Here is a 25376-nt window from a genome sequence, read left to right on the forward strand (position 1 = left end):
GTCCGACGCCGTCTCGCGGGCGAGCCTCGCTGCGCCCTGGTATGCTTCTAACGCGCCTCGGTCACCACGCCAACGGAGGGAAGCTGGTGCCGGGCCCCGCCGGGCGGCGGCAAATCGTCATCCGGGCCACGATCTCCTCCTCCCGGCCGGGAACCGGGCGCCTCAGCGCCCGGCCGCGGTGGCGCCCTTGCTGCGCGGATCGGGCGCGCCGACGAATCCATCCGGCGTCACCAGGATGGAGTTGGCCGAGGTCCGTCCCATCGGCTCCTCGATCTTGTGGCCGCGGGCGCGCAGACCGGCGAGCACGTCGTCGGCAAAGCCTTTCTCGATTCTAACCTCGTCGGGCATCCATTGGTGATGCAGGCGAGGCGCGGTGACGGCCTGGCGGACGTCCATCCGATAGTCGAGCACGTTGACGATCACCTGCAGCACGGTCGAGATGATGCGGCTGCCGCCGGGCGAGCCGGTGACGAGCACGGGCTTGCCGTCCTTCAGCACGATGGTCGGCGACATCGACGACAGCGGCCGCTTGCCGGGGCCCGGCAGATTGGCCTCGAAGCCGACCAGTCCGAAGGCGTTGGAGGCGCCGGGCGCGGCGGTGAAATCGTCGAGCTCGTTGTTGAGCAGCACGCCGGTGCCGTCGGCGACGAGGCCGACGCCATAGGGGAAGTTCAGCGTGTAGGTGTTGCTGACGGCGTTTCCGTCATTGTCGACCACCGAAAAATGCGTGGTGTTGTTGCCCTCGCGCAGCGGCTTGGTGTTGAGAACGTCGCCTGCGCTGGTGGCGTGCGCGGGATCGATGCCGGCGCGCTGGCGCGCGGCATAGTCCTTCGACAGCATCGCGCGCACCGGCGCGTCGACGAAGGCGGGATCGCCGAGATAGCGCGCGCGGTCGGCATAGGCGCGCTTCATCGCCTCGATCAGCAGATGCAGCGACTCGGGCGAGCCCTGCTTCAGCTCAGCGAGCGGAAAGCCCTCGAGGATGTTCAGCATCTCGACCAGCACGGTGCCGCCCGACGACGGCAGCGGCATCGACACGATGTCATAGCCGCGATAGGTGCCGCGCACCGGCGTGCGCAGCACCGGCTGGTAGGATTTGAGATCGTCCGCCGTCATGATGCCGCCGGCATCCTGGATCGCCTTGGCGAGCTGGTTGGCGACCGGCCCTTCATAAAATCCGCGCGGTCCCTGCTCGGCGATGGCGGTGAGCGTCGCCGCCAGATCGCGCTGGATCAGCCGGTCTCCATCCTTCAGCACGGTGCCATCGGGCCGCATGAAGATCGCGGCCGATGATTTCCATTTCGCCAGCCGCGGCGCCATCATCGGCAGCGTCACGGCGACGTCGTCGGCGACGGGGATGCCGTCGCGTGCCAGCACGATCGCCGGCTGCAGCACCTGCGCCAGCGTGAATTTGCCCGAGCCGTATTTCTCCAGCGCCAGCGCGAGACCCGCCACCGATCCGGGGACGCCGATCGACAGCGCCGAATCGCGCGACTTGGCGTTGTCGGGCTTGCCGTCGGCGCCGAGGAAGATGTCGCGCGTAATCGCGGCGGGACCGGTCTCGCGATAGTCGATCGCGATATCCTCGTTGGACTTGGCGATGTGGATGACCATGAAGCCGCCGCCGCCGATGTTGCCGGCAACCGGATAGGTGACGGCCATCGCAAAGCCGGTGGCAACGGCGGCATCGACCGCGTTGCCGCCGAGCGCGAGAATGCGCTGGCCGACTTCGGCTGCGATCCTCTCCTGTGCCACCACCATGCCATGGGCGGGCGGCTGCGCCGGCGCGGTGATACCGGGTGGCTGCGGGATATCGAAGGTTTGCGAATCCAGCGCCCGCGCGGGCAGGCAGCCGGCCAGCAACAGCATGAAACCCGCAAGGAGCCGTCGTCGATCAATCGTGAACGTGGTCATCGCAATTCTGCCGTTGCTGACATCCGCCTGGGATCGTCAGATGTTATAGGGCCGGGTCGCCGGCGTAAAACGCAACGCCGTGATCGTCGCGAGACGCGACGCTGGGATTGCAGAGGATTTTCGAATGGCCGTCATCACGATCGAGACCTCTGGCACTGCCGACGGCCGAATCTATCCCGGGCGCGCGGCCGTCGTCAGCTGGATCTTGTTCGATTGGGCGGCGCAGCCCTATTTCACGCTGATCACGACCTTCGTCTTCGCGCCCTATTTCGCGGCGCATGTCGCGCCGGACGCGGCGAGCGGCCAGGCGCTGTGGGGCTTTGCGACCGCCGCGGCCGGCATCGTCATCGCGCTGCTGTCACCGGTGTTCGGCGCCATCGCCGATGCCACCGGGCGCCGCAAGCCGTGGATCGCGGCGTTCGGCGCGCTGCTCGTGATCGGCGCCTCGCTGATGTGGATCGGGCGTCCCGGCGCGCCCGAGCTGATCCCGCCGCTGCTCGCGGCCTATGTGATCGCCACCATCGGCGTCGAGTTCGCCACCGTGTTCAACAACGCGATGATGCCGACCCTGGTGCCGCCGGAACGCATCGGCCGGCTATCCGGCACCGGATGGGCCACCGGTTATGTCGGCGGCATCCTCTCGCTCATCATCGTGCTCGGCTTTCTCGCCGCCAATCCCGACAGCGGCCGCACGCTGTTTGGATTCAAGCCGCTGTTCGGGCTCGATCCCGTGAGCCATGAAGGCGACCGCATCTCCGGTCCGCTCACGGGGCTCTGGTTCATCGTGTTCGTGCTGCCGATGTTCCTGTTCACACCGGACTTTCCGGCACGGCATCGGCTGGGCGCGGCCGTGCGCGAGGGGCTCGGTCAACTGAAGCAGACGCTGCGCAGCCTGCCGCAGCAGCGTGACGTTGCACTCTTTCTCCTCGCCAACATGATCTACACCGATGGGCTGGTGTCGCTGTTCGCTTTCGGCGGCATCTATGCCGCCGGCACATTCGGCTGGAACACGATCCAGATCGGCACCTTCGGCATCATCCTCGCCGCCGCCGGCACGTTCGGTGGCTGGCTCGGCGGCAAGCTGGATGATTTTCTCGGGCCGAAGCGTGTGATCGCCGGCAGCATGACGCTGCTGCTGCTCGCGATCGTCGCGATTCTCATGGTGAGCCGTGATTCGGTTCTGTTCATTCCGGTGACGCCGGCCGTGCCGGGCGGCCCGCTGTTCGCCTCGCTGCCGGAGCGCGCCTACCTCCTGCTCGGCTGCGTCATCGGCGCCTGCGGCGCGCCGCTGCAGGCGGCCTCGCGCTCGCTGCTGATCCGCATGGTGCCGAAGGAGCGCGTCGCGCAGTATTTCGGCCTGTTCGCGCTCACCGGCAAGGTGACGTCGTTCATCGGGCCATTGCTGATCGGCACCATCACCGCGGTCACTGCGAGTCAGAAGGCCGGCATGGCGGTGCTGGTGCTGTTCTTCGCGACCGGATTGCTGTTGCTGGCGCGCGTGAGTTCAGATCGTCCTGCGGAGCGGGCTGCCTGAACTCTCTCCGGGGGCATTCCGGGGCGTCGCGCAGCAAAGAACCCGGAATCTCGCGCCTCGGCTCCGGATTCCGGGGTCGCGCTGCGCGCGCCCCGGAACGACGGTGAAGGCGCTCAGTGCCGGAAGTGCCGGACGCCGGTGAGCACCATGGCGATGCCGTGCTCGTCGGCGGCCTTGATGACCTCGTCGTCGCGCACCGATCCGCCCGGCTGGATCACGGCGGTGGCACCGGCCTCGATGCAGGCCAGCATGCCGTCGGCGAACGGGAAGAACGCGTCGGAGGCGACCACCGAGCCCTTGGTCAGCGGCTCGGCGAGCTTGAGCGCGCTGGCCGCATCCAGCGCCTTGCGTGCGGCGATGCGCGCCGAATCCACCCGGCTCATCTGTCCGGCGCCGATGCCGACGGTCGCCGAATCCTTGGCGTAGACGATCGTGTTCGACTTGACATGCTTGGCGACGCGGAAGGCGAAGCGCAGGTCGCGCAGCTCGGCGTCGGTGGGCGCGCGCTTGGTCACCACCTTCAGCTCCATGTCATCGACGACGGCATTGTCGCGGCTCTGCACCAGCAGGCCGCCGGCCACGGTCTTGGCGGTGAGGCCGGCTTCGCGCGGATCGGGCAGGGCGCCGGCGAGCAGCAGCCGCAGGTTCTTGCGCGCTGCGATGATCGAGATCGCCTCGTCGGTGGCGTCGGGCGCGATGATCACCTCGGTGAAGATGCCGGTGATGGCGCGCGCGGTGGCGGCGTCGAGCTTGCGGTTCATCGCGATGATGCCGCCGAACGCCGAGGTCGAATCGCAGGCCAGCGCCTTCTGATAGGCGGTGACGAGATCGGGGCCTTCGGCGACGCCGCAGGGATTGGCGTGCTTGACGATGACGCAGGCCGCGGTGCGCGCCGGGTCGAACTCGGCGATGCACTCATAGGCCGCATCGGTGTCGTTGATGTTGTTGTAGGACAGCTCCTTGCCTTGGAGCTGGCGCGCGGTCGCGACGCCGGGACGGCGGCCGGGCAGCGCGTAGAACGCCGCATGCTGGTGCGGGTTCTCGCCATAGCGCAGCGACTGGATCAGCTTGCCGCCGAAGGCCCGGTAGTCGGGCGCGTCGTTCTGGATGGTGGCGGCGAACCAGTTGGAGATCGCAGCATCATAGGCGGCGGTGCGCGCATAGGCCTTGGCGGCAAGCCGGCGGCGCAGCAGCAAGGTGGTCGAGCCCTCGTGGCGGGCGAGGTCCTCGAGCACGGCCTCGTAGTCGTTGACGTCGACGACGACCGCGACATCCTCGTGGTTCTTCGAGGCCGCGCGGATCATTGCCGGGCCGCCGATATCGATGTTCTCGATGCAGTCGCTGAACGACGCGCCGCGCTCGGCGGTGGCCTCGAACGGATAGAGATTGACGACGAGGAGATCGATCGGCGCGATGTTGTGCGCCTTCATCGCCTCGGTGTGCTCGTCATTGCCACGGATGGCGAGCAGGCCGCCATGCACCTTGGGATGCAGCGTCTTGACGCGACCGTCCATCATCTCGGGAAAGCCGGTGAGGTCGGAGACGTCCTTCACCTTCAGGCCGGCCTCGGCAATGGCCTTGGCGGTGCCGCCGGTGGAGATCAGTTCGACGCCGCGCGCGGCGAGCGCCAGCGCGAAGTCGGCGAGGCGGGTCTTGTCGGAAACGGAGAGCAGAGCACGGCGAACGCGACGAAGCTGGTTTGTCATGGCAAAGAGTCCTGTTGCAGGAGTTCAATTTGCCCAGGCGCACGGCGGTCGATCCCGCGCTCCCCGATGGTGCTCCATCCAAAGTCGCCAGTCGCGCGAGAGCCGGCCTCATATCAGCTTTTGCCGATGGCGACAACGGGGAGGTGTGTGTGCTCGGGATCGATTGAGCGCTCATGTTGGCTCGAACGCGCGTCGCAGGCGGTGCCCTTACCTCGCCCCGCTTGCGGGGAGAGGTCGGATTGCATCGCCAGATGCAATCTGGGTGAAGGGGTACAGGTCTCGCCACGTGCACTTCCCGTGCGTCTGCCCCTCACCCCGACCCTCTCCCCGTAAGTAAGGGGAGAGGGAGCCTACTGTCCGTGCAGATATAGCGTGCATCTCGCAGCACGATTCGTCGGCTCATTCCTTGGCGCCGTACCGCTCACAGCGGCAGTTCCGGCTCTCTCCGCGCGTTGCGGCGCCCGTTGGTTTCGGTCGGCGACGCCGACGAGCGGACGAAGCTCCAGCGGATCGACGGGACCTGCTGCGCGTCCTGCCGGATCACCAGTTGGGTGGTGCGGCGCGGACCGTCATTGCCGGCGAGAAACACGCTGTCCTCGAGATCGACGCGGTCGTCGAACGTCTCGAACGTCCAGACCTCGCGATTGGGCAGTACCAGCATGGCGCCGCGGCCGTCGCTGAGCCGGCTGGCCTTGACCGCGGGATGCAGATGGAAGCGCAACGCGTAGTCCGAGCCGCCGCCACGCAGCCGCGCGCCCTGCGCCGGCGTCACGGTGTCCTCGCCGTCGAGCCGCGAGCCGTCCTCGGCGGCCACCAGCACGCGGCGATGGATCAGGCCGAATTTGGCCGCGTAACCGTTATGCGAGGTCGACAGCACGGTGCCGTCGGGCACGATCTCGCGGAAGTTCTCCACCCGCGTCGGGCCCGACACGATCGGCGCGCCGTGCAGCAGGCGCTTCATCGCCGACATCTCGACGAAGGTGCAGGACGAGGTGTTGTGATAGGTCAGCGTCGAATGCGCCACCGTGCTGCGCGCGAAGGCACGCCAATTGTCGCGACCGGTCGACGGCATGCCGCAATTGATCACGATGCGGCACGGTCCCGAGGACATCTCGAAGGCGAGGCAGCCGGCATGGGCCTCATGGCTCAGATGCGGTGGCGGCGGCGGACCGGTGTCGACGATGACCGTCATCGGTCCGGCGTCGAGCCGCTGGAAGCCGGAATGCGGCATGCTCGCCATCGGCGTGCCGTGGGTGTCGTCATAGGCGAGCAGGGTCGCCAGCAGGTCGGACGGGGTGCCGCCCATGCCGTTGAACAGCGCCATGTTGCCGTCGCCGTGCCGGAAGAAGCGCAGCATCGGCATCATGCGGTCGATGGCATTGAGCAGCGCCGGCGGCGGGGCGATGTTGCGGGCCGCAAACGTCTGCCGCAGCGGCAGCAGGTCGATCAAGAGCTCGATCAGCGCGCCCGGATTGCGCGAGACGTGGCCGCCATCGGGCAGGATCTGCCGCTGCAATTCGTCCGAGAGTTTCCGGGTCGCGCTGCGGATGTGCTTGGCCTGGTTGGCGAGGCACAGCGCCGCGTAGCACAGCGCAATCAGCACCTGCAGCCGCGGCGCGCCATCGGGAATGTCGATGGTCGAATAGCGCAGATAGCGGATCTCGCGGGTCAGCCCGCGCAGGTAGCGGCGGTAGAACTTGCCGTCGGAATCGGCCAGCACCAGCGGGGCCTGCGACAACAGCGAGATCACCCGCCGCGCCAGCACGTCGGCGCGCCGGCTCAAGGGATGGCGGCCGATCTGGTTGGTGATCCAGTCGTCGACCAAAGCGCGGGCGTTGGCGCGGGTCAGCGCGGTATCGGCTGCGCGCAGATGTCGCAGCCAGCCGAAGCCGAGCAGGGCCACCTCCCAGTCCTCGGACGGCGGCTCCAGGTCGAAGATCGAACGGCCGTGGCAGGTCACGATCTTGCCGGCGAAGACGAAGCGTCCGGCATAGATCTCGGCCGCCCGCGTCGCGTCCGACGTGCGCAGGTCATGCGGCGCAATGATGAGCCGGTCCGCGCGTCCTGGCCACAGCCCGGACACGGATACCGATACACCGCTGACGTTGGACATCAGGCTGCGCGCAAAGCGGCCCATCACCAGCGTCGATATGCGTCTGCGTTGAGCGGCGGACACGCCAAGCCTTGGATTCAGAGGGGGATTCGGTTGCGCATCCTTCATAGATCGCAACTGCCGCCGATACACCATTTTTGGCCCCGGTGCAGCACCATCGCGGGACCAGAATCTGGTGCAAAATCAGGATATAAACGGACTAACGCAACGCCGACGCCCTCAAAGCGCGGCCGACGCAGGGCCGGCGCAGAGCGCACACGATGACACGCTCACGGCCGCCGCTCCAGTCTCGCCGCATAAAAACCGTCGAGACCGCCAAGCCGGGGGTCCTGGTGCGGCAAATGACAGGGCAGGGTGCGCAGGTCGCCGGCCGGCGTGACCAGCTCGGCCAGTCCCGCCACCTCGCCGGGGCTGACGGGGATGCGGCGCAGCTCGGTGGTTTCGGCGAGCACGCGCTCGACCACCTGCTCGCCCTCCTCGGGCTCCAGCGAGCAGGTGCAGTAGACCAGGGTTCCGCCCGGCTTGAGCAGGCTGGCCGCCCTGGTCAGCAGCCGCGTCTGCAGGCCCGACAATGCGGTGATGTCGGCCTCGCTGCGCAACCAGCCGACGTCGGGATGGCGCCGGATCGTGCCGGTCGAGGTGCAGGGCGCATCGAGCAGCAGGCCGTCGAAGCCGCCGCTCTCGGCCGGCTGCCATTCGGCGGCATCGGCCACGACCGTCTCGGCCGCGAGCTGCAGCCGGGTCATGTTGTCCTTCAGCCGGTTCATCCGGGCCGGCGACCGGTCGACCGCGGTGACGCGGGCGCCGGCATGGGCGAGCTGGGCGGTCTTGCCGCCCGGCGCCGCGCAGAGGTCGGCGACGGCCTTGCCGCTGACATCGCCGAGCAGGCGCGCCGGCAGGGCGGCAGCGGCGTCCTGGACCCACCATTGTCCCTCGGCAAAGCCCGGCAGCACCGTCACCGAGCCATGCAGCACGGTGCGCACGGTGCCGGTCGGCAGCACCTCGCCGTGCAGCCGCGACGCCCATTGCGCCGGGTCCGACTTCACCGTGAGGTCAAGCGACGGCTCCTGGCCGAGCGCCGCGGCGATGTCCCTGGCGGTCGCTTCGCCGTAATGATCGATCCAGCGCTTGAGCAGCCAGGGCGCGATATCAAGCGGCTGACCGGTGGCATCGTCGAGCAGGCTGGCGCCCTCGCGGGCGCAGCGCCGCAGCACCGCGTTGACGAGTCCGGCATATTTCGCCGCGCGGCGGTCGGCCTGCACGAGGCGGACGGAAAGGTCGACGGCGGCGTGGTCGGGAACGTCCATCCAGAGGATCTGGGCGGCGCCGATCAGCAGCGCGCTCTGCGCCCGCGGCGCGTCGGTCGGCACGCCACGATCCAGCAGCCGCGACAGCACGTGGCCGAGCGTTCCGAGCCGCCGCAAGGTCGTGGCGACCAGCCGGCGCATCAGCGCGCGGTCGCGGTCGGCGAGATGCTTCAGTCCGGGATGCGCGCCGGTTCCGTCGAGCTGATCGTCGAGGGTGCGATGCTTGTGCAGCACGCCGTCGACCACGTCGGCGGCGATGCGTCGTGCCGCCAGGCCTGGGACTTCGGAAGGGGTCGCAAAACGCGGCGGAGGCATGCCTGGGAATTACTCGCGAAAGAAGAAAGGCAGTTCCGCGACCATCGGGTGCATGCCATCAGCTTGCGGGTCCTCTGTCACCGGAATATGCCAAATGTAAGAATCGGCTCCGCTTTTTTTAGACCTGTTTTCCCCGGCGTGCTCACACGATCTGATGATGTCGGGAAGGATCCGGTGCAACGGTGGAATGGTACGATGAGCAACGAACCCAACAACGAGCGCAAGCCCGCATTGTCGGTGGTCGCCAGCAACGACAATCCGCGCAAGCCGCTCACTCCGGCCGCGCAGCGTGCGCTGGCCGAGGCGGAGGAGCGGCGTCGTCTCGCGGCCGAGCAGGCGACGCCGATGCCGAGGGAGCTGCAGGGTCCGAAGGGACCGGAGCCGACCCGCTATGGCGACTGGGAGAAAAAGGGAATCATCTCGGACTTCTGATACATCCGCCGGGCGCGCGCCGTCAGGCATGGTGATGGCGCGGGGGACGGAGAATCAGTTCGGCCGCTTCGGCTTCAGCGGGTCACGACCACCGTGGTGCCGATCGACACGCGCTCGTAGAGGTCGGTGATGTCGCTGTTGAGCATGCGTATGCAGCCGTAGGAGACGTAGCCGCCGACCGAGTTCGGCACATTGGTGCCGTGGATGGCATATTCGCCGCCCGCGAGCGTCATGGCGGCGACGCCCATCGGATTCTGCGGCGAGCCGCCGGGGATCACGTCGGGGATGTTGGGCTTGTCGCGCTTGACGTCGGCCGGCGGCGCCCAGGCCGGATTCCTGTACTTGCCGTCGATCTTGGTGGTGCCGGCCCATTGCCGGCCGGCCTTGCCGACGCCGACCGTGTAGCGCATGGCGTGGCTGCCATCGAGCACGAGGTAGAGCTTGCGCTCGCCGGTCTTCACCACGATCGTGCCGGGCGAATAGTCGCCGGCGATGCTGACCAGCTCGGGACGGGCGGACGCAGGGTCGGCCGTCGTGACCATGGCTCCGACCACCGACGCGGCCATCATCGCCGCCTTCACGGCCGGCCCGATCGCTCCAATCGGCCTCGCCATTCCTCTTCGCCCCATCGCTGCGACCTCCGCTCTTGCGGGAGCACTCGGATGGCTGGAGGAAATGAAAACTTCCTCTGCAAGTAAATGACCTGAAAACAACACTCGGCCGGAATCCGGCCCGCAACACGGATTCGCCAGCGGGGTCAGCGGAGCGAACCCGGCCGGGCACGTGCAATCTATTTGAGGCGGGTGATCGCCGACAGCGCCCGGACGGCGAATGTGCGCGGATGATCGTGGATGTAGTCGGACGTCGCCTGGCGGACGTAGTCGTGCTGGCGCACGTTCGATCCGATGGCCCACAGGGCTGCGGCCGCAACCACCATCCGGCCGCGCTGGGCGGCGTCGTAGCGCTGCTCCAGCGTGTCGTAGATGTCCTTCGGACCGCCAACCATGGCCACCGTGAGACGGGCGGTGTCGAGCGCGATGAGCTCGGACTGATTGGTGATGGAGGCGAAGAAGTCGAGGATCATGCGCACATAGCGGCCGTCGCCTTCAGCGAACGAGGCGCCCCACAGCAGGTCCAGGTCGGTCGGGGTCCTGATCGTGATGTCCTCGAGCCGGGCGGGAGCGCTGCTGAACTGATCCTCCAGCGTGGCGTCGAGGGCGCTGGCGCCGAAACGGCCGCGAAACCTGCCAGCCTCAGCGGCATGTCCCGAGAGCCGGACCGCGGCCAGGAAGGCCGAAGCCGCCTTGCCGTCTCCCTCGGGCGGCGCCAGCCGATCGATCCAGTCGGGATGCAGCGCGAAGGACCGCGCCAACAGCCCGGTCACCGGCGGGTAGGCGGTCCAATCCCGCCCTTCCGACTTCAGGGTCGCGAACACGTGGGCCAGGCCCTCGATGCGCGGATCCCGGTAGAAGAACGCGACCGAGGTCTTCAGCTCCGGCGACTGCGGCATGAGCTGCGCCGTCGAAGGACCGATCCCGCCCGCCAAAGCGAGGAGAACGCAGCCCAGCCGGGCCGCGTTCTCCAACCGTCTCCTGAGAGGTCCAGCGGACATGCGCTAGGCCTGCTTCTCCTTGCGGTTCTGCCGGTGCTGGACGAGATCATCGACCACGCCGGGATCGGCAAGGGTCGAGGTGTCGCCGAGCGCGCCCGGCTCGTCCTCGGCGATCTTGCGCAGGATGCGGCGCATGATCTTGCCGGAGCGGGTCTTGGGCAGGCCGGGGGCGAACTGGATCTGGTCGGGCGAGGCGATCGGGCCGATCTCCTTGCGCACCCAGGCGACGAGCTCCTTGCGCAGCTCCTCGCTCGGCTGCTCACCGGCCATCAGGGTGACATAGGCGTAGATGCCCTGGCCCTTGATGTCGTGCGGATAGCCGACCACGGCCGCTTCCGAGACCTTGGCGTGCGCGACCAGCGCGCTCTCCACCTCGGCGGTGCCCATGCGGTGGCCGGAGACGTTGATGACGTCATCGACGCGGCCGGTGATCCAGTAATAGCCATCGGCGTCGCGGCGACAGCCGTCGCCGGTGAAGTACTTGCCCTTGTAGGTCGAGAAGTAGGTCATCTCGAACCGGGCGTGATCGCCGTACACGGTGCGCATCTGGCCCGGCCAGGAGCGGGTGAGGCAGAGATTGCCCTCGGTCGCGCCTTCCAGCGTCTTGCCGTCGGCATCGACGATCTCGGGCACGACGCCGAAGAACGGCCGCGTCGCCGAGCCCGGCTTGAGCTTGGTCGCGCCCGGCAGCGGCGTGATCAGGATGCCGCCGGTCTCGGTCTGCCACCAGGTGTCGACGATCGGGCAGCGGTCGTCGCCGACGACGCGGTGATACCACTCCCAGGCTTCCGGATTGATCGGCTCGCCGACCGAGCCGAGCAGGCGCAGAGACGCGCGCGAGGTCTTCTTCACCGGCCCGTCGCCACCCTGCATCAGCGCGCGGATCGCGGTCGGCGCGGTGTAGAAGATGTTGACCTTGTGCTTGTCGATGACGTTCCAGAACCGCGAATTGTCCGGATAGTTCGGCACGCCTTCGAACATCAGCGAAATGGCGCCGTTGGCCAGCGGTCCATAGAGGATGTAGCTGTGGCCGGTGACCCAGCCGACGTCGGCGGTGCACCAGTAGACGTCGCCCTCGTGATAGTCGAACACGTATTGGTGCGTCATCGCGGCGTAGACGAGATAGCCGCCGGTGGTGTGCAGCACGCCCTTGGGCTGGCCGGTCGAGCCCGAAGTGTAGAGGATGAACAGCGGATCCTCCGCATGCATCGGCTCGCACGGGCATTCGGTCGTCACCATCTCCGCGGCCTCGTGGTACCAGAGGTCGCGGCTCGGATTCATCTCGATCTTGCCGCCGGTGCGCTTGACCACGACGACCCAGTCGACATTGTCGACCTTGTTCAGCGCCGCGTCGACATTGGCCTTGAGCGGCACCTTGCGGCCGCCGCGCAGGCCCTCGTCGGCGGTGATGATGATCTTGGAATCGCAGTCCTTGATGCGCTGGGCGAGCGAGTCCGGCGAGAACCCGGCGAACACCACCGAATGGATGGCGCCGATGCGGGCGCAGGCCAGCATCGCATAGGCGGCCTCCGGGATCATCGGCAGATAGATGGTGACGCGGTCGCCCTTCTTGACGTTGCGGTTGCGCAGGATGTTGGCCATCCGGCACACCTCGTCGTGCAGCTCGCGATAGGTGATGTGCTTGGACTGCGAGGGGTCGTCGCCCTCCCAGATGATCGCGGTCTGGTCGCCGCGGGTGGCGAGATGGCGGTCGACGCAGTTGTAGGCGGCGTTGAGGACGCCGTCCTCGAACCATTTGATCGAGATGTTGCCGGGTGCGTAGGAGACGTTCTCGATTGTCGTCGGTGCCTTGACCCAGTCGACGCGCCTGGCCTGCTCGGCCCAGAAGCCGTTGGGGTCCTTGATCGAGCGCGCGTACATCTCCTGGTACTTCGCGTCGTCGACAAAGGCGCGTTTCGCCCATTCGGCCGGAACGTCGTAGATCTTCTCGGACATTTCACACCCTCCACATGCGGCCCGCCGTGGTCCGGCGCAGGCCATCGTTGTTCCCACTATGCGTCCGCGTAACCGGCGGCGACAAGGCAAGACAAGTAGGACCTTCGGCGGGGAGGCGGTCTGCGCAGGATCAAAGAATTGTGCGCGGAGGTTGAGCGCGCCGGTCACACTTCGGAGGTCGCTACAGTCTGCAGCATCAAGGTTACCCGGAATCGGGGCGCGCACCGGTATTTTGCAACCGTTCTGCCCAAAATTAGGGACTCGCTATCCGGCCCGTCACGCCCTAAATCGCCTTGAAGGTGTGGATAACCCGGCCGGAACCAAACCGGACTCCGGGGCATTGAGCGGATGAAAACGACGGCAGGGCGTCTAAAGCAATGATGGACCAGCAGAATTTCGAGAGCCCGCGGGTCGGCCCGGCCGATGCCGATGTCGCGCTCGCGAAGGCGCTGGGCCAGTGGCCGCCCAAGCCGCCGCGCCGCAAGCTGACCTTGAAGGATCTCGCCCACGCCAAGACCGCCGACGCGCAAGGCAACGCCAAGACCTCGGTCGAGGAACTCGCCAAGCGCATCGGGCTGAAGCTCGGCGACCAGACCGCGCTGACCATCCGCCGCATCAGGCGGGGCAAGAGCTATACCTTCATCCGCGCCAACGGCACCCCGATCCGCCACGCCGGCACCATTCGCCGCCTGCATGCGATGGCGGTGCCGCCGGCCTATCGCGAGGTGCGCTACGCCCCCGATCCGAACCTGCATCTGCAGGCGGTGGGTGTCGACGCCGCCGGCCGGCTGCAATATCGCTATCACGCCGATTGGGAGAAGGTGCGCGAGCATCGCAAGGCGCATCGTCTCGCCAAGCTGGTCGGCGCGCTGCCGCGCATCCGCCGCGCGGTGTCGAAACATCTCGCCGGCGACGAGCCGACGCGCGAGTTCGCGCTGTCCGCCGTGATCGAGCTGATCGCGCGCACCGCGATCCGTCCCGGCAACGAGTCCTATGCGCGGCTGAACGGCACGCGCGGCGCCACCACATTGTTGAAGTCGAACGTCACGCTCGAGGATGACTCCCTGGTGCTGACCTTCAAGGCCAAGGGCGGCAAGGCGGTGCGCAAGGAATGCGACGCCGCCAAGCTGGTGCGGGCCGTCGGCATCCTGCGCGGCGTCCCCGGCCGCCGCATGTTCCAATACCGCGACGCCCAGGGCGTGGTGCGCGCGGTCTCGACCACGCAGGTCAACGCGTTCCTGCGCGAGATCGCCGGCATCAAGATCTCGCTGAAGGATTTCCGCACGCTGATGGCCTCGGCCGTCGCCCTGGAGACCTTGTCGCGAATCACGCCCGCGGCGAGCGCGCGCGGCCGCAAGAAGCAGATCCTGGAAGCGATCCGCGCCGCCGCCGACGAGCTCACCAACACGCCGGCGATCTGCCGCAAGAGCTACGTGCACGACACCATCGTCACGGCGTTCGAGGACGGCATCCTCGAACGCTTCGCCGCCACCATGAAGGGCCAGCGCTCGCAGACGCGGCGCGAGCAGTTGCTGGCGCAAGTGGTGACGGCGGTCTCGGCCTGACGCCTCAAACGATCAAGCCTGGCACCGCGGCCCGATCTTCGCCGAGGCGAGGAAGCGCGCGATCGGGTCGAGCTGCTTGCACGCCGTCGCCGACGTCTTCACGGGCTGCGGATTGCGCTTGGCCGGCCGCAGCACAGCGGCTTTGCCGGACGCCTTCGCCCGGCGCGCCGGCGACCCGCTACGCCCTTCCGCCCGCACGGCCCGCGAGACCAGTGGCAGATAGACGTCCTCGTTGTACTCGATCGGCTGTGTCGCGAAGCTGCGATCCGTCTCGCTCAGCGTATCAACGCCCGGAATGGGCTCGCGGATCAGCGACGAGGTCGTGTCGCTCATGTCGCCGGGCGTCGCCGCGGCGAGCACCATCTTCGTTGCAAGCAAGCAGCAGATTATCACGAGGCAGAACCCCGCAATCCAGATCGTTCTGTTCACTGTAGGAAACCCCCGCCGATCGCGCCGGACAGTGCGGGACATCCCCTTCCCGCAGCCGGCGCCGTGCCGACCAATCAACCTTAAGAAAGTCTTACTCGCAATATTTTCGGCAGGTTCGGCCGGGCTCGGCTCGCATTGTAGTTAATGGCGACGGTGATCGGTCATCGGCCTCGGCCAATGACCGACAGAGAGCTGATCAGTTCGCAGCAGGCTGCGACATTGCGGCGCAGATCTCGTTCAATGAGTCGGCGAGACGATCTCGATCGCCGCAGGTTTCACGGATCACGTTAAATTATGCGCCGAAACTCGCTTCCGAACGCGGCGTAGCTCGGCCCGACACGACGCGAGAGCAACAGCGCTCTCCAACGCATCGATGTCGCAGTCGAACTCATCGTGCGGCTCTGCCGCCGTCTTCATTAGGGAGCTACCCATGTCCAAGCGCATTGCCTTCCTCGCTGCCGCCGCCTTCAGCGCGCTGTCGCTGACCTCGATCGTCGTCGCGCCCGCGCACGCCGAGGAGAAGACCGTGATGGTCGGAGGCGCGGCGATGTACCCGTCGAAGAACATCATCCAGAACGCGGTCAACTCGAAGGATCATACGACGCTGGTCGCCGCGGTGAAGGCCGCGGGCCTCGTGCAGACGCTGGAAGGCAAGGGACCGTTCACGGTGTTCGCGCCGACCAACACCGCGTTCGGCAAGCTGCCGGCCGGCACCGTCGACAGCCTCGTCAAGCCGGAGAACAAGGCGACGCTGACCAAGATCCTCACCTATCACGTCGTGCCCGGCAAGCTCGAGGCGTCCGACCTGAAGGACGGCCAGATGCTGAAGACGGTCGAGGGCGAGCAGCTCACGGTCAAGCGCGAGGGCAAGAACGTCATGATCGTCGACGCCAAGGGCGGCACCTCGATGGTCACGATCCCCAACGTCAACCAGTCGAACGGCGTCATCCACGTGGTCGACACCGTGCTGATGCCGGCGTCGTGAGGCCCGGCGCGACACCGGACACATCCGTTTCTTCCTCCTCCTCGCGGATGTGACCAGGAGCGAGCCGGGCCCACCCCCGGCTCGCTTTTTTGTGAACGCGATAGTTTCTGCGTATCGTTTTCATCGGCGCCGCAGTGTAACGGGGCCCGCCGAGCCGGCGTATAATGACCGTGACGAATGCAAGCGACGGAGCCGACCGCCATGACGAGCGCCACCACCAGCGCCCCCTCGACCCTCGCGGCGACCGGGGGACCTGCAACTGGAGTCGCGACCAAGGTCATTCAGCCGGCCTGGGTGCGCGTCATGCATTGGATCAACGCCGTCGCGATGATCATGATGATCATGTCGGGCTGGCAGATCTACAACGCCTCTCCGCTGTTCGACTTCCGCTTCGACCGCAGCTTCACGCTCGGCGGCTGGCTCGGCGGCGCGCTGCTGTGGCACTTCGCGGCGATGTGGCTGCTGATGCTGAACGGGCTCGCTTATCTCGTCACCGGTCTCGCCACCGGCCGGTTCCGCCGCAAGCTGCTGCCGGTCTCGCCGGCGTCCGTCATCGCCGACCTCAAGGCCGCGCTGACCTTCAAGCTCGCCCATGACGACCTCACCGCCTACAACGCGGTGCAGAAGCTGCTCTATCTCGGCATCATCGGCGTCGGCATCGTCGTCGTGCTCACCGGCCTGTCGATGTGGAAGCCGGTCCAGCTGCACTGGCTGGTCAGCCTGTTCGGCGACTATCCGGCGGCGCGCTACGTCCATTTCGTCTGCATGGCGCTGATCTGCGCCTTCCTGGTGATCCATATCCTGCTCGCGCTGCTGGTGCCGAAGAGCCTGCGCGCGATGATCATCGGTCGCTGAGAGGAGAGAGTATCATGGCCAAGCGTCCGTTCCTCATTCCCGGCGTCGACAAGCGGCTCCTGATCAAGGACTCGCTCAAGGTGATGCCCGACCTCACCCGGCGCCGCTTCCTCACCGGCGGCGCCAGCCTGGGCGCGCTGACCCTGCTCACCGGCTGCGACGTCGTCGACGGCGACACGGCGGAGGAGCTGCTCAAGAAGGTGTCGAAGTTCAACGATGCCGTGCAGGCCTGGATGTTCAATCCGGACGCGCTGGCGCCGACCTTTCCGGAGAGCGCGATCACCAAGCCGTTCCCGTTCAATGCCTACTACACGCTCGACGAGGCGCCGGAGATCGATGCCGCTGACTGGAAGCTCGAGGTGCGCGGCCTCGTCGACAACAAGAAGTCGTGGACGCTGGACGAGCTGCATGCGCTGCCGCAGGTCACGCAGATCACCCGCCACATCTGCGTCGAGGGCTGGAGCGCGATCGGCTCCTGGACCGGCACGCCCTTGCGCGACTTCCTCAAGCTGATCGGCGCGGATATCAGCGCGAAATATGTCTGGTTCAACTGCGCTGACAAGGACGGCTACAACTCGCCGCTGGATATGCGCACTGCGCTGCATCCGCAGACCCAGATGACCTTCAAGTTCGCCGACCAGATCCTGCCGCGCGCCTACGGCTACCCGATGAAGATCCGCGTCCCCACCAAGCTCGGCTTCAAGAACCCGAAATACGTCGTCGCGATGGAAATCACCAACGACTACAAGGGCGGCTATTGGGAGGACCAGGGGTACAATTCGTTCAGCGGGAGCTGAGCGTCGGTCCGCTTGAGGCCGAGCTGCGCGCGACACACTCCGCTGTCGTCCCGGCGAACGCCGGGACCCATAACCACAGGGGAGTATGAGGCAGGCAGCTGGCAGCCGCATCCCTCGATAGCTTCCGCGGTATGGGTCCCGGCGTTCGCCGGGACGACACCGTGAGCTAGGTGCGGTCGGAGCGCTTCAGCTTGCCTTGCATCGCCGCCATCACCGCGCCCAGCAGCAACAAGGCCGCCGATACGTTCAGCGCATAGGTCAAACTCCCCATCGCATCGGTGATCGCGCCGACGGCGAAGGGTCCGAGCGTCTGGCCGACGCCGAACGAGATGGTCAGCGCGGCGATCGCGCCCGGCCAGGCGCTCTGCGGCAGGTTGAAGCGCACGAAGGCGGTGGTGGCCGTGGTCACGGTCGAAAAGGCGATGCCGAACACAGCGGCCGACAGCGTCAGCATGACAGGCGAATGGCTGAGCGAGGGCAGAGCGGCGCCGATCGCGTTGATGGTGAGGATGAGGGCGGTGGGCCAGCCGCCGCGGTCGAGCGCCAGCACGCGCCGCCACACCCAGGGCGTGGTGAAGCCGGCGAGGCCAATGAGACACCAGAAGCCTGATTGCGCCGCGGCGCCGCCGCCGAGATCGCGCACATACGCGATCATGAAGGTGAGATAGGCGATATAGCCGGCGCCGTAGAGGAAGTAGCCGAACAGATAGATCGCCATCGGCCGCAGCGAGACGCGGTCGGTGCGGGTCTCCGCCGTGGCGGCGTTCGCCGGGAGCCGCATCGCGAGCAGCGGCCCGATCAGCACCGCGCCGACCGCGGCGAGCACGGCCCATACGATCCACCATGAGCCGGGCCCGAAGGCCTGCAGCACGAAAGGCGCGATCAGGCCGGAGATGACGATGCCGAGCGGCGGCCCGGCATAGAACAGGCTCAGCACGAAGCTCGCCTGCGCCGGCCGCGCCAGGGCGACCCGCGCCGCCAGCGCGCCGCCGGCCACCAGCGCGACGCCGGCGCCGATGCCGGTCACGAGCCGCGCCAGGCTGAGCGCGATGAAGTCACCGGTCATGGCGCACACCACGAGCGAGGCCAGCGCCGCCAGCGTTCCGCCGCGCACTGCGGCCAGGCCGCCGTAGCGCCGGGCCAGCTGCGCGGCGATCAGCGCGCCGATCAGATAGCCGGCGGCATTGACCGTGTTCATGAAGCCGGCCGCCGAATACGACCAGTGCAGCGTGTCGCGCATGTCCGGCAGCACTAGCGCATAGGCGAAGCGGCCGATGCCGAGACCGATGATGGGACCGAGCGACAGCGTGAGGTTGGTCAGCGCCGGGTGCGCCGGCGGCGGATCGGAACGGGAGATCGGCAAGACATGCTCCGGCGTGGCGCATATCCGGCAAATCATGCTGCTCGGCCGCCAGTTTCAAGCACAGTACAGCCTCGCCCGGCGAGACAGAAGGCGGGCGGCGGCAATGGTGGCTTGCCAACCGCGCAGGAGCGCTTTAGCACTCCGCCGATTTTGCAACTCTCGTCATTGCCGGGCTGCTGCCCCCGACCCATCGGGGCGAGCCGGCAATCCAGCCAAAAGATGACGGATGTCCGGGCTCAGGCCCCGGCATGACAAGCCCCGCGAGGACAACGACCATGGCGACCCAGAAGCTCCTTTTGCTGCCCGGCGACGGCATCGGCCCCGAAGTGATGGCCGAGGTGAAGCGTCTCATCGGCTGGCTCAACGGCAAGGGACTCGCCTCGTTCGAGACCGAAGAGGGCTTGGTCGGCGGCGCCGCCTATGACGCGCACGGCGCCTCGATCTCGGAGGCCGACATGGACAAGGCCAAGGCGGCCGACGCCATCATCTTCGGCGCCGTCGGCGGCCCGAAATGGGACAGCGTTCCCTACGAGGTGCGCCCCGAGGCGGGCCTGCTCCGCCTGCGCAAGGATCTCGGCCTGTTCGCCAATCTGCGTCCCGCCGTGTGCTATCCGGCGCTCGCCGATGCCTCCAGCCTGAAGCGCGAGATCGTCGAGGGCCTCGACATCATGATCGTGCGGGAGCTCACCGGCGGCGTGTATTTCGGCGAGCCAAAGACCATCACCGATCTCGGCAACGGCCAGAAGCGCGCGATCGATACCCAGGTCTACGACACCTATGAGATCGAGCGCATCGCCCGCGTCGCCTTCGACCTCGCGCGCAAGCGCAAGAACAAGGTGACGTCGATGGAGAAGCGCAACGTCATGAAGTCGGGCGTGCTCTGGAACGAGGTCGTCACCGCGGTCCACAATCGCGAGTACAAGGACGTCACGCTCGAGCACCAGCTCGCCGATTCCGGCGGCATGAACCTGGTGAAATACCCGAAGATGTTCGACGTCATCGTCACCGACAATCTGTTCGGCGACATGCTGTCGGACATCGCGGCGATGCTGACCGGATCGCTCGGCATGCTGCCGTCCGCCTCGCTCGGCGAGGTCGACGCCAAGACCCACAAGCGCCGCGCGCTGTACGAGCCGGTGCACGGCTCGGCGCCGGATATCGCCGGCAAGGGTCTCGCCAACCCGATCGCGATGCTGACCTCGTTCGGCATGGCGCTGCGCTACTCCTTCGACATGGGCGCGCTCGCCGACAAGCTAGACGCCGCCATCGCCGCCGTGCTGGCCTCGGGTCTGCGCACCGCCGACATCAAGGCCGAGGGCTCGACGCCCGCTTCGACTACGCAGATGGGCGAGGCGATCATCAAGGAGCTGGAGAAGCTCGCGGCATAGTTGGAGCGAGTGCTCATTTCAGCCGGGCTCTCGCCACGCTGACAGTCTGCTCCCCTCCCCCTCGCGGGGAGGGGAGGGCATCGTCGTTGCTGATATAGCTCGATCAACTCATCAGCGCGGGCTCGAATCGCCGTCGCACCCCGGCGTAGCCCGCCTGCTCGTCGGGCAAATCAGTTTGTCGTTCGCGCGATCGACGTGGCCTCTCACGCTTGAGCGCACATTTTTCAGCCCGGATTCGGCTGCGTCGAAAGACTCATTTCGCCAGCGTCGTCAGATGCATCGCAAGATCCGTCCGCCGCGCGCCAAAGATTTCGCTTTCGTTTTTCCAGAATACATGTTTTCTCATCTCCATCCCGCTTCGCTTGCAAGGGGCGTTTCGCGATCGTCACGAGGCGTGAGGCGGGGATGCGGTGGCCGCGAGGGCTCGCAGCATGTCCTTGGGCATGCGGACGAACGAGGCTCTTGCGGACGTGAAGCTGCGTGGTCCTGGCGCCCCGATGCTGGCGCCAAGTCGGAAGGGCGATGATCCCGACGACGACGGTGGCTAACAGGCCGGACACCGGGGAGAGCGCAGAGTAAGCGTGAAAACCATCGCGCAGGGAAGGCCGGGTCGGTCCGGCTGTACCTGTGGTTCCTGCCCCGTGCATTCTTTCCGCACGGGGGCCACGGGCCTCAGCCGAGGCTCGGCCTTCCCTGCGCCCTCGCTTCCAATGAGGGCGGAATTCATCGCATCACTCGGACGCACCAGCGCCGCGAGAACAGAGCATCATGTCACCGTCATTGCGACCGCAGCGAAGCAATCCAGAATCCCCCCGCTGGGGCAGTCTGGATTGCTTCGTCGCTGCGCTCCTCGCAATGACGAGAGGAGAGAGCGATGTAGGCGTGCTCAAAAGCAAAAGGCCGGGCAGAGCCCGGCCTCGGTGATCAGATGACGCGGCCGTCCTCAGTAGGGGATCGGAATCCGGGTCGGGTAGCCGCCGAGATCGGACGGCGCCATCAGCGGCTGGCGGTCGATCGGCCGGTTCAGGTTCTCGCGCGCGAAGGAGGGATAGCCGACGGCCGGCGGGAACGCATAGTCGGAGAACTTGCGGTCGCCCGGAAGCACCTCGGTGCCGCCGTCGAGGAAGGAGCGGCGGGTGATGTAGATGCGGGTGCGCGGGCCGGACTGGTAGGAGTAGTTCGGATTGCCGCTGCTATAGGTGGTCGTGACGCGGCGCTTGGCGGGGGCGGCATCGGCCGAGGCGACGGCAAGAGACGTGACGGCAAGGCCGGTCGCGGCGATCACCGCCAAGGCCTTGACCCGGGTCGCAGCAGAAAATTCGATCATCACGTCCTCTTCCTCGCGCCAAAAGGGGCGGGCGCTCGCCATGCGCATGATTTGGCCCGCACAATATCTGGGTCGGCTGTGGCATCACAAGGTCATTCCCGCGGCCGCACCGAAGATAAATTCCCGCTGTGGCGGGAAAGTTGCATCAAAATCCGTCACTTGGCTGCCGATGCGGACGCCCGAATGGGGCACGGTCACGCCCAGCAACATCCGGACGCAGGCGGACATTCACAGCGCGCCGCGCAGCCTCGGATTGGCGGTCGACGTCACCCAATCGGCGCTGCCGGTGGCTACGGCGGGTTCGTCGCAGCCGCCGCGCCGCTGATCGGACCCCGTGAACAGCTGGCTCAGGGCCCGGTGCCGGTCGGGCGCCAGCAGGGTCAGCCGGTTGAGCATGCAGCCGACCATGGCACGGCGCGCCGGCATCGTCACGCCCTGGCACGACCAGCCGGAGATCCGCAAGCTCGGCTCGGCGATGGTCTTGAGAAAGCCGAGGCAGGCCCCGGCGCCCTCGGGCGCCCCGGCCCGGCGCACCAGGCCGACTGGACCGAACCGGCTGTCGATCACGCCCGCGGTCTCGAGTTCGGAGGCGGTGCTGCGCCCCATCCGGACCGCGAGATCGGCCCGCGGATCACGCCTGGCATCGCGCTCCGATCCGAATCGGTAGACCTCGAGCTCGGCAGTCGGCCGATCGGCGGGCTCGCCCCAGCGCAGCACGTCCTTGCGGCCGCCTTCGGGGTGGGTGAGCACGGTATAGGTGGCGGTCCTGTCGGGCTGGTCGGTGAGGCGGAGCGAGAACGCCGGCACTGCGGCGTCGGCCAAGGTCCAGCCGGCGCGGCCGGGCGTGTCATCGCCGCGGTCGAGATGGTTCCAGCCGGCCACGCCGAGCATGGCGATCAGCGCCAGAGCCCCCACATAGGCGAACAGGCGCGCAAACGTGCCGCAGACCTCGTCCGCGAAGCTCTTGAGCCCTTGCAGGACGGACCCGGATCGGGGCGCTGCGGCTGTTCTGGCCGAATTGGACTGCATCGAATGCGAGACGTCGTGGTAACGTTGTGTCAGGGACGTTTCTCGCATAGAAGCGCTGCCGCTTCGGTTTCCGCTGACATACGCGGCCGGCCTTATTTCTTCGGAGAGTGAACGATGGGTTACAAAGTCGCAGTGGTCGGCGCGACCGGCAATGTCGGACGGGAAATGCTCAATATTCTCGACGAGCGCCAATTCCCCGCCGACGAGGTCGTGGCGCTGGCCTCACGCCGCAGCGTCGGCGTCGAGGTGTCCTATGGCGACCGCACGCTGAAGGTCAAAGCGCTCGAGCACTACGATTTTGCCGATGTCGACATCTGCCTGATGTCGGCCGGTGGCTCGGTGTCGAAGGAGTGGTCGCCCAAGATCGGCGCCGCCGGCGCGGTCGTCATCGACAACTCGTCGGCCTGGCGCATGGATCCCGACGTGCCGCTGATCGTGCCGGAGGTGAATGCCGACGCCGCCGCCGGCTTCAACAAGAAGAACATCATCGCCAATCCGAACTGCTCGACCGCCCAGCTCGTGGTCGCGTTGAAGCCGCTGCATGACAAGGCGAAGATCACGCGCGTCGTGGTGTCGACCTATCAGTCGGTGTCGGGCGCCGGCAAGGATGCGATGGACGAATTGTTCTCGCAGACCAAGGCCGTCTACACCAACGACGAGCTGATCAACAACAAGTTCCCCAAGCGCATCGCCTTCAACGTCATTCCGCAGATCGACGTCTTCATGGAAGACGGCTTCACCAAGGAAGAGTGGAAGATGATGGCGGAGACCAAGAAGATCCTGGATCCGAAGATCAAGCTGACCGCGACCTGCGTGCGCGTGCCGGTGTTCGTCGGCCACTCCGAAGCCGTCAACGTCGAGTTCGAGAATCCGATCACGGCGGACGAGGCCCGCAACATCCTGCGCAACGCGCCGGGCTGTCTCGTGATCGACAAGCACGAGCCGGGCGGCTACGTGACGCCTTATGAGGCGGCCGGCGAGGACGCGACTTATATCAGCCGCATCCGCGAGGACGGCACGGTCGAGAACGGCCTCGCCTTCTGGTGCGTGTCCGACAATCTGCGCAAGGGCGCGGCGCTGAACGCGATCCAGATCGCGGAAGTGCTGATCAACCGCAAGCTGATCACCGCCAAGAAGAAGGCGGCGTGAGAGGCTGACGGTGGGCCCCCTTTCCCTGCAAGCGTCCGGCCATCGCATATGACAATCGAAGTGTTGTGATCATCTGTCTCCAAGTCGTCATGGCCGGGCTTGTCCCGGCCATCCACGCGGTACGGCGCACTGAGAACGACGTGGATGCCCGGGACAAGCCCGGGTATGACGGAATAACTAATCAGAAGGGTCATTCGCTGCGACAGTCCCAGTGGGACGACCGAGCGCTTTCTGGGTGGGGATTGTAATTGGCAGAGAGCAGCAAGACCGAGTCAGCGGCGCAAGCGCCCGTGCCTGCCAAGCACGCGCCGGGCCCGCTCGAGCGCGGGCTCGAAGGCTTCCTGTTCAAGAGCCGCTGGCTGATGGCGCCGTTCTATGTCGGCCTCGTCGTCAGCCTCGCGGTGCTGTTGTTCAAGTTCGTGCTGCTGCTGTGGGAGAACATCGTCCATCTGCCCTACGCCAAGGAGAGCGACATCATCCTCGGCGTGCTCAGCCTGATCGACGTCTGCCTCACCGGCAACCTGGTGCTGATCGTGGTGTTCTCCGGCTACGAGAACTTCGTCTCGCGCATCGATCCGGGCGGCCATCCCGACTGGCCGGAATGGATGACCAAGGTCGACTTCGCCGCACTGAAGCAGAAGCTGCTCGCCTCGATCGTCGCGATCTCGGCGATCCAGCTCTTGAAGGCGTTCATGAATCTCGACGCCGGCTACGACTCGACCAAGCTCGCCTGGCTGGTCGGCGTGCACATGACCTTCGTGGTCTCGACCCTGATGCTGGCGCTGTCGGACCGCTGGTCGGGCGACCATTGATGGGCGGCGAATAGCGAGGCGCGAATGGCGAATAAGGCAGGTGAACTACTCGCTGTTCCCCCTTCGCTATTGGCCAGCGCGCGCGCTCTTGAATTCCTTGGTCGCCCTGTCCAGCACGAACAGCGATCCCTCGGCGACGCCGAAATAGGCGCCATGGAGCTGAAGGTCTCCCGCCTCGACGCGGCTGCGCACGAACGGGAAGGTCATCAGGTTCTCGAGGCTGCGGAACACCGCGGCCTTCTCGATCCGGGTGACGAAGTCCTGGAAACTCTCATGCGAGCGCTGCTCGACGACCTCGCCGGGCTTGATGAACATCGACATCCAGCGGCCGATGAAGTCGCCGGGCGACAGCGGCGCGGCCTTGTCGACGAAGGCGCGGATGCCGCCACATTGGGCATGGCCCAGGATGACGATGTGCTTCACCTTCAGCACGGTGACGGCATATTCCAGCGCCGCCGAGACGCCGTGCGCGTTGGCGTCCGGCTGATAGATCGGCACCAGGTTGGCGATGTTGCGCAGCACGAACAGTTCGCCGGGGCCGACGTCGAAGATCACTTCGGGCGAGACGCGCGAGTCGCAGCAGCCGATCACCATCACTTCGGGCGACTGGCCGCGCTCCGAGAGCTCGAGGTAACGGCTCTGTTCGGTCGGCAGGCGTTGGGTGGTGAAGGCGCGGTAGCCTTCGAGCAGGCGTTGCGGAAACGAGATCATGGATCCTGCCTAAACACATGCGGCTTCCGGGAACAAGCCTTTCGGGCCGGCTCCCGAAATGGTATCGCGGGCCGCGC

At 66.7% G+C, this 25376-nt stretch carries 21 protein-coding genes and 1 riboswitch; of the genes, 9 read left to right on the forward strand and 12 right to left on the reverse strand.

The window, feature by feature from the left end:
* Positions 1-162 precede the first annotated feature (162 nt).
* Entirely contained in the window at positions 163-1869 is a 1707-nt protein-coding gene (gene ggt, locus ACQR2C_RS16705) for a gamma-glutamyltransferase (protein WP_434881645.1), read from the reverse strand.
* A gap of 169 nt (positions 1870-2038) precedes the next feature.
* Here ggt and ACQR2C_RS16710 point away from each other — a divergent pair, with 169 nt between their 5' ends.
* Complete coding sequence (locus ACQR2C_RS16710; protein ID WP_316180259.1) at positions 2039-3448, forward strand: MFS transporter; 1410 nt, start codon at positions 2039-2041, stop codon at positions 3446-3448.
* A gap of 113 nt (positions 3449-3561) precedes the next feature.
* Here the strand turns inward: ACQR2C_RS16710 and purH are convergent, their stop codons facing one another.
* The 3 genes from purH to ACQR2C_RS16725 all read right to left on the reverse strand — a co-directional run bounded on the left by purH (position 3562) and on the right by ACQR2C_RS16725 (position 8889).
* Positions 3562-5154 (reverse strand): bifunctional phosphoribosylaminoimidazolecarboxamide formyltransferase/IMP cyclohydrolase, encoded by a 1593-nt coding sequence (gene purH / locus ACQR2C_RS16715; RefSeq protein WP_315800759.1) that lies wholly within the window; start codon positions 5152-5154, stop codon positions 3562-3564.
* A gap of 24 nt (positions 5155-5178) precedes the next feature.
* Positions 5179-5259: riboswitch (ZMP/ZTP riboswitch) on the reverse strand.
* A gap of 316 nt (positions 5260-5575) precedes the next feature.
* Positions 5576-7291 carry a heparinase II/III family protein gene (locus tag ACQR2C_RS16720; RefSeq protein ID WP_315800758.1) on the reverse strand — a complete coding sequence of 572 codons (1716 nt, stop codon included), beginning with the start codon at positions 7289-7291 and terminating at the stop codon, positions 5576-5578.
* Positions 7292-7536: 245 nt separating this feature from the next.
* Positions 7537-8889, reverse strand: coding sequence for an RsmB/NOP family class I SAM-dependent RNA methyltransferase (locus ACQR2C_RS16725; RefSeq protein WP_434881646.1), 1353 nt, complete (start codon positions 8887-8889; stop codon positions 7537-7539).
* A gap of 195 nt (positions 8890-9084) precedes the next feature.
* Here ACQR2C_RS16725 and ACQR2C_RS16730 point away from each other — a divergent pair, with 195 nt between their 5' ends.
* Positions 9085-9321, forward strand: a complete 237-nt coding sequence (locus ACQR2C_RS16730; protein WP_316180265.1) for a DUF1674 domain-containing protein — start codon at positions 9085-9087, stop codon at positions 9319-9321.
* A gap of 74 nt (positions 9322-9395) precedes the next feature.
* Here the strand turns inward: ACQR2C_RS16730 and ACQR2C_RS16735 are convergent, their stop codons facing one another.
* The 3 genes from ACQR2C_RS16735 to acs form a co-directional block, all read right to left on the reverse strand.
* Positions 9396-9890, reverse strand: coding sequence for a L,D-transpeptidase (locus ACQR2C_RS16735; protein WP_434874250.1), 495 nt, complete (start codon positions 9888-9890; stop codon positions 9396-9398).
* Positions 9891-10111: 221 nt separating this feature from the next.
* Complete coding sequence (locus ACQR2C_RS16740) at positions 10112-10831, reverse strand: hypothetical protein (RefSeq protein WP_434881647.1); 720 nt, start codon at positions 10829-10831, stop codon at positions 10112-10114.
* A 105-nt stretch (positions 10832-10936) separates the two neighbouring features.
* The gene (gene acs / locus ACQR2C_RS16745; RefSeq protein ID WP_434881648.1) at positions 10937-12889 is read right to left on the reverse strand and encodes an acetate--CoA ligase; all 1953 of its coding nucleotides are present in this window, start codon (positions 12887-12889) and stop codon (positions 10937-10939) included.
* Positions 12890-13266: 377 nt separating this feature from the next.
* Between acs and ACQR2C_RS16750 the strand changes: the two genes are divergently transcribed.
* Positions 13267-14454, forward strand: a complete 1188-nt coding sequence (locus ACQR2C_RS16750) for a DNA topoisomerase IB (protein ID WP_434881649.1) — start codon at positions 13267-13269, stop codon at positions 14452-14454.
* A gap of 12 nt (positions 14455-14466) precedes the next feature.
* On the opposite strand, the gene ACQR2C_RS16755 is transcribed toward ACQR2C_RS16750, so the two are convergent.
* On the reverse strand, positions 14467-14832 hold the full coding sequence (locus tag ACQR2C_RS16755; protein ID WP_316180272.1) for a hypothetical protein: 366 nt from the start codon (positions 14830-14832) through the stop codon (positions 14467-14469).
* Positions 14833-15313: 481 nt separating this feature from the next.
* Between ACQR2C_RS16755 and ACQR2C_RS16760 the strand changes: the two genes are divergently transcribed.
* From ACQR2C_RS16760 to ACQR2C_RS16770, 3 genes are all read left to right on the forward strand, one after another.
* Positions 15314-15868, forward strand: a complete 555-nt coding sequence (locus ACQR2C_RS16760; protein WP_315800751.1) for a fasciclin domain-containing protein — start codon at positions 15314-15316, stop codon at positions 15866-15868.
* Between the two features lie 201 nt (positions 15869-16069).
* On the forward strand, positions 16070-16723 hold the full coding sequence (locus tag ACQR2C_RS16765; protein ID WP_316180275.1) for a cytochrome b/b6 domain-containing protein: 654 nt from the start codon (positions 16070-16072) through the stop codon (positions 16721-16723).
* Between the two features lie 14 nt (positions 16724-16737).
* Positions 16738-17520, forward strand: a complete 783-nt coding sequence (locus tag ACQR2C_RS16770) for a molybdopterin-dependent oxidoreductase (protein WP_316215495.1) — start codon at positions 16738-16740, stop codon at positions 17518-17520.
* A 166-nt stretch (positions 17521-17686) separates the two neighbouring features.
* Here ACQR2C_RS16770 and ACQR2C_RS16775 read toward each other — a convergent pair whose 3' ends face one another.
* Complete coding sequence (locus ACQR2C_RS16775; protein WP_434863710.1) at positions 17687-18883, reverse strand: YbfB/YjiJ family MFS transporter; 1197 nt, start codon at positions 18881-18883, stop codon at positions 17687-17689.
* 275 nt (positions 18884-19158) lie between these two features.
* Between ACQR2C_RS16775 and leuB the strand changes: the two genes are divergently transcribed.
* Positions 19159-20271, forward strand: coding sequence for a 3-isopropylmalate dehydrogenase (leuB, locus tag ACQR2C_RS16780; RefSeq protein WP_434863711.1), 1113 nt, complete (start codon positions 19159-19161; stop codon positions 20269-20271).
* A gap of 943 nt (positions 20272-21214) precedes the next feature.
* Here the strand turns inward: leuB and ACQR2C_RS16785 are convergent.
* Together ACQR2C_RS16785 and ACQR2C_RS16790 are read right to left on the reverse strand one after the other, a co-directional pair.
* A complete protein-coding gene (locus ACQR2C_RS16785) occupies positions 21215-21598 on the reverse strand; it encodes a hypothetical protein (RefSeq protein ID WP_315800746.1) in 384 nt (127 codons plus the stop codon).
* Positions 21599-21826: 228 nt separating this feature from the next.
* Positions 21827-22627: a hypothetical protein gene (locus ACQR2C_RS16790; protein ID WP_434863712.1), complete on the reverse strand. Its 801-nt coding sequence runs from the start codon at positions 22625-22627 to the stop codon at positions 21827-21829.
* 114 nt (positions 22628-22741) lie between these two features.
* Here ACQR2C_RS16790 and ACQR2C_RS16795 point away from each other — a divergent pair, with 114 nt between their 5' ends.
* Together ACQR2C_RS16795 and ACQR2C_RS16800 are read left to right on the forward strand one after the other, a co-directional pair.
* Entirely contained in the window at positions 22742-23776 is a 1035-nt protein-coding gene (locus ACQR2C_RS16795) for an aspartate-semialdehyde dehydrogenase (RefSeq protein ID WP_316238545.1), read from the forward strand.
* 248 nt (positions 23777-24024) lie between these two features.
* Positions 24025-24588, forward strand: coding sequence for a TIGR00645 family protein (locus ACQR2C_RS16800; RefSeq protein ID WP_434881650.1), 564 nt, complete (start codon positions 24025-24027; stop codon positions 24586-24588).
* Positions 24589-24654: 66 nt separating this feature from the next.
* Here the strand turns inward: ACQR2C_RS16800 and ACQR2C_RS16805 are convergent, their stop codons facing one another.
* Positions 24655-25299 carry a carbonic anhydrase gene (locus ACQR2C_RS16805; protein ID WP_316215500.1) on the reverse strand — a complete coding sequence of 215 codons (645 nt, stop codon included), beginning with the start codon at positions 25297-25299 and terminating at the stop codon, positions 24655-24657.
* Positions 25300-25376: the final 77 nt, after the last annotated feature.

Origin of the sequence: Bradyrhizobium sp. HKCCYLRH3061 (genome assembly GCF_051168015.1) — a bacterium.
Classification (GTDB): domain Bacteria; phylum Pseudomonadota; class Alphaproteobacteria; order Rhizobiales; family Xanthobacteraceae; genus Bradyrhizobium.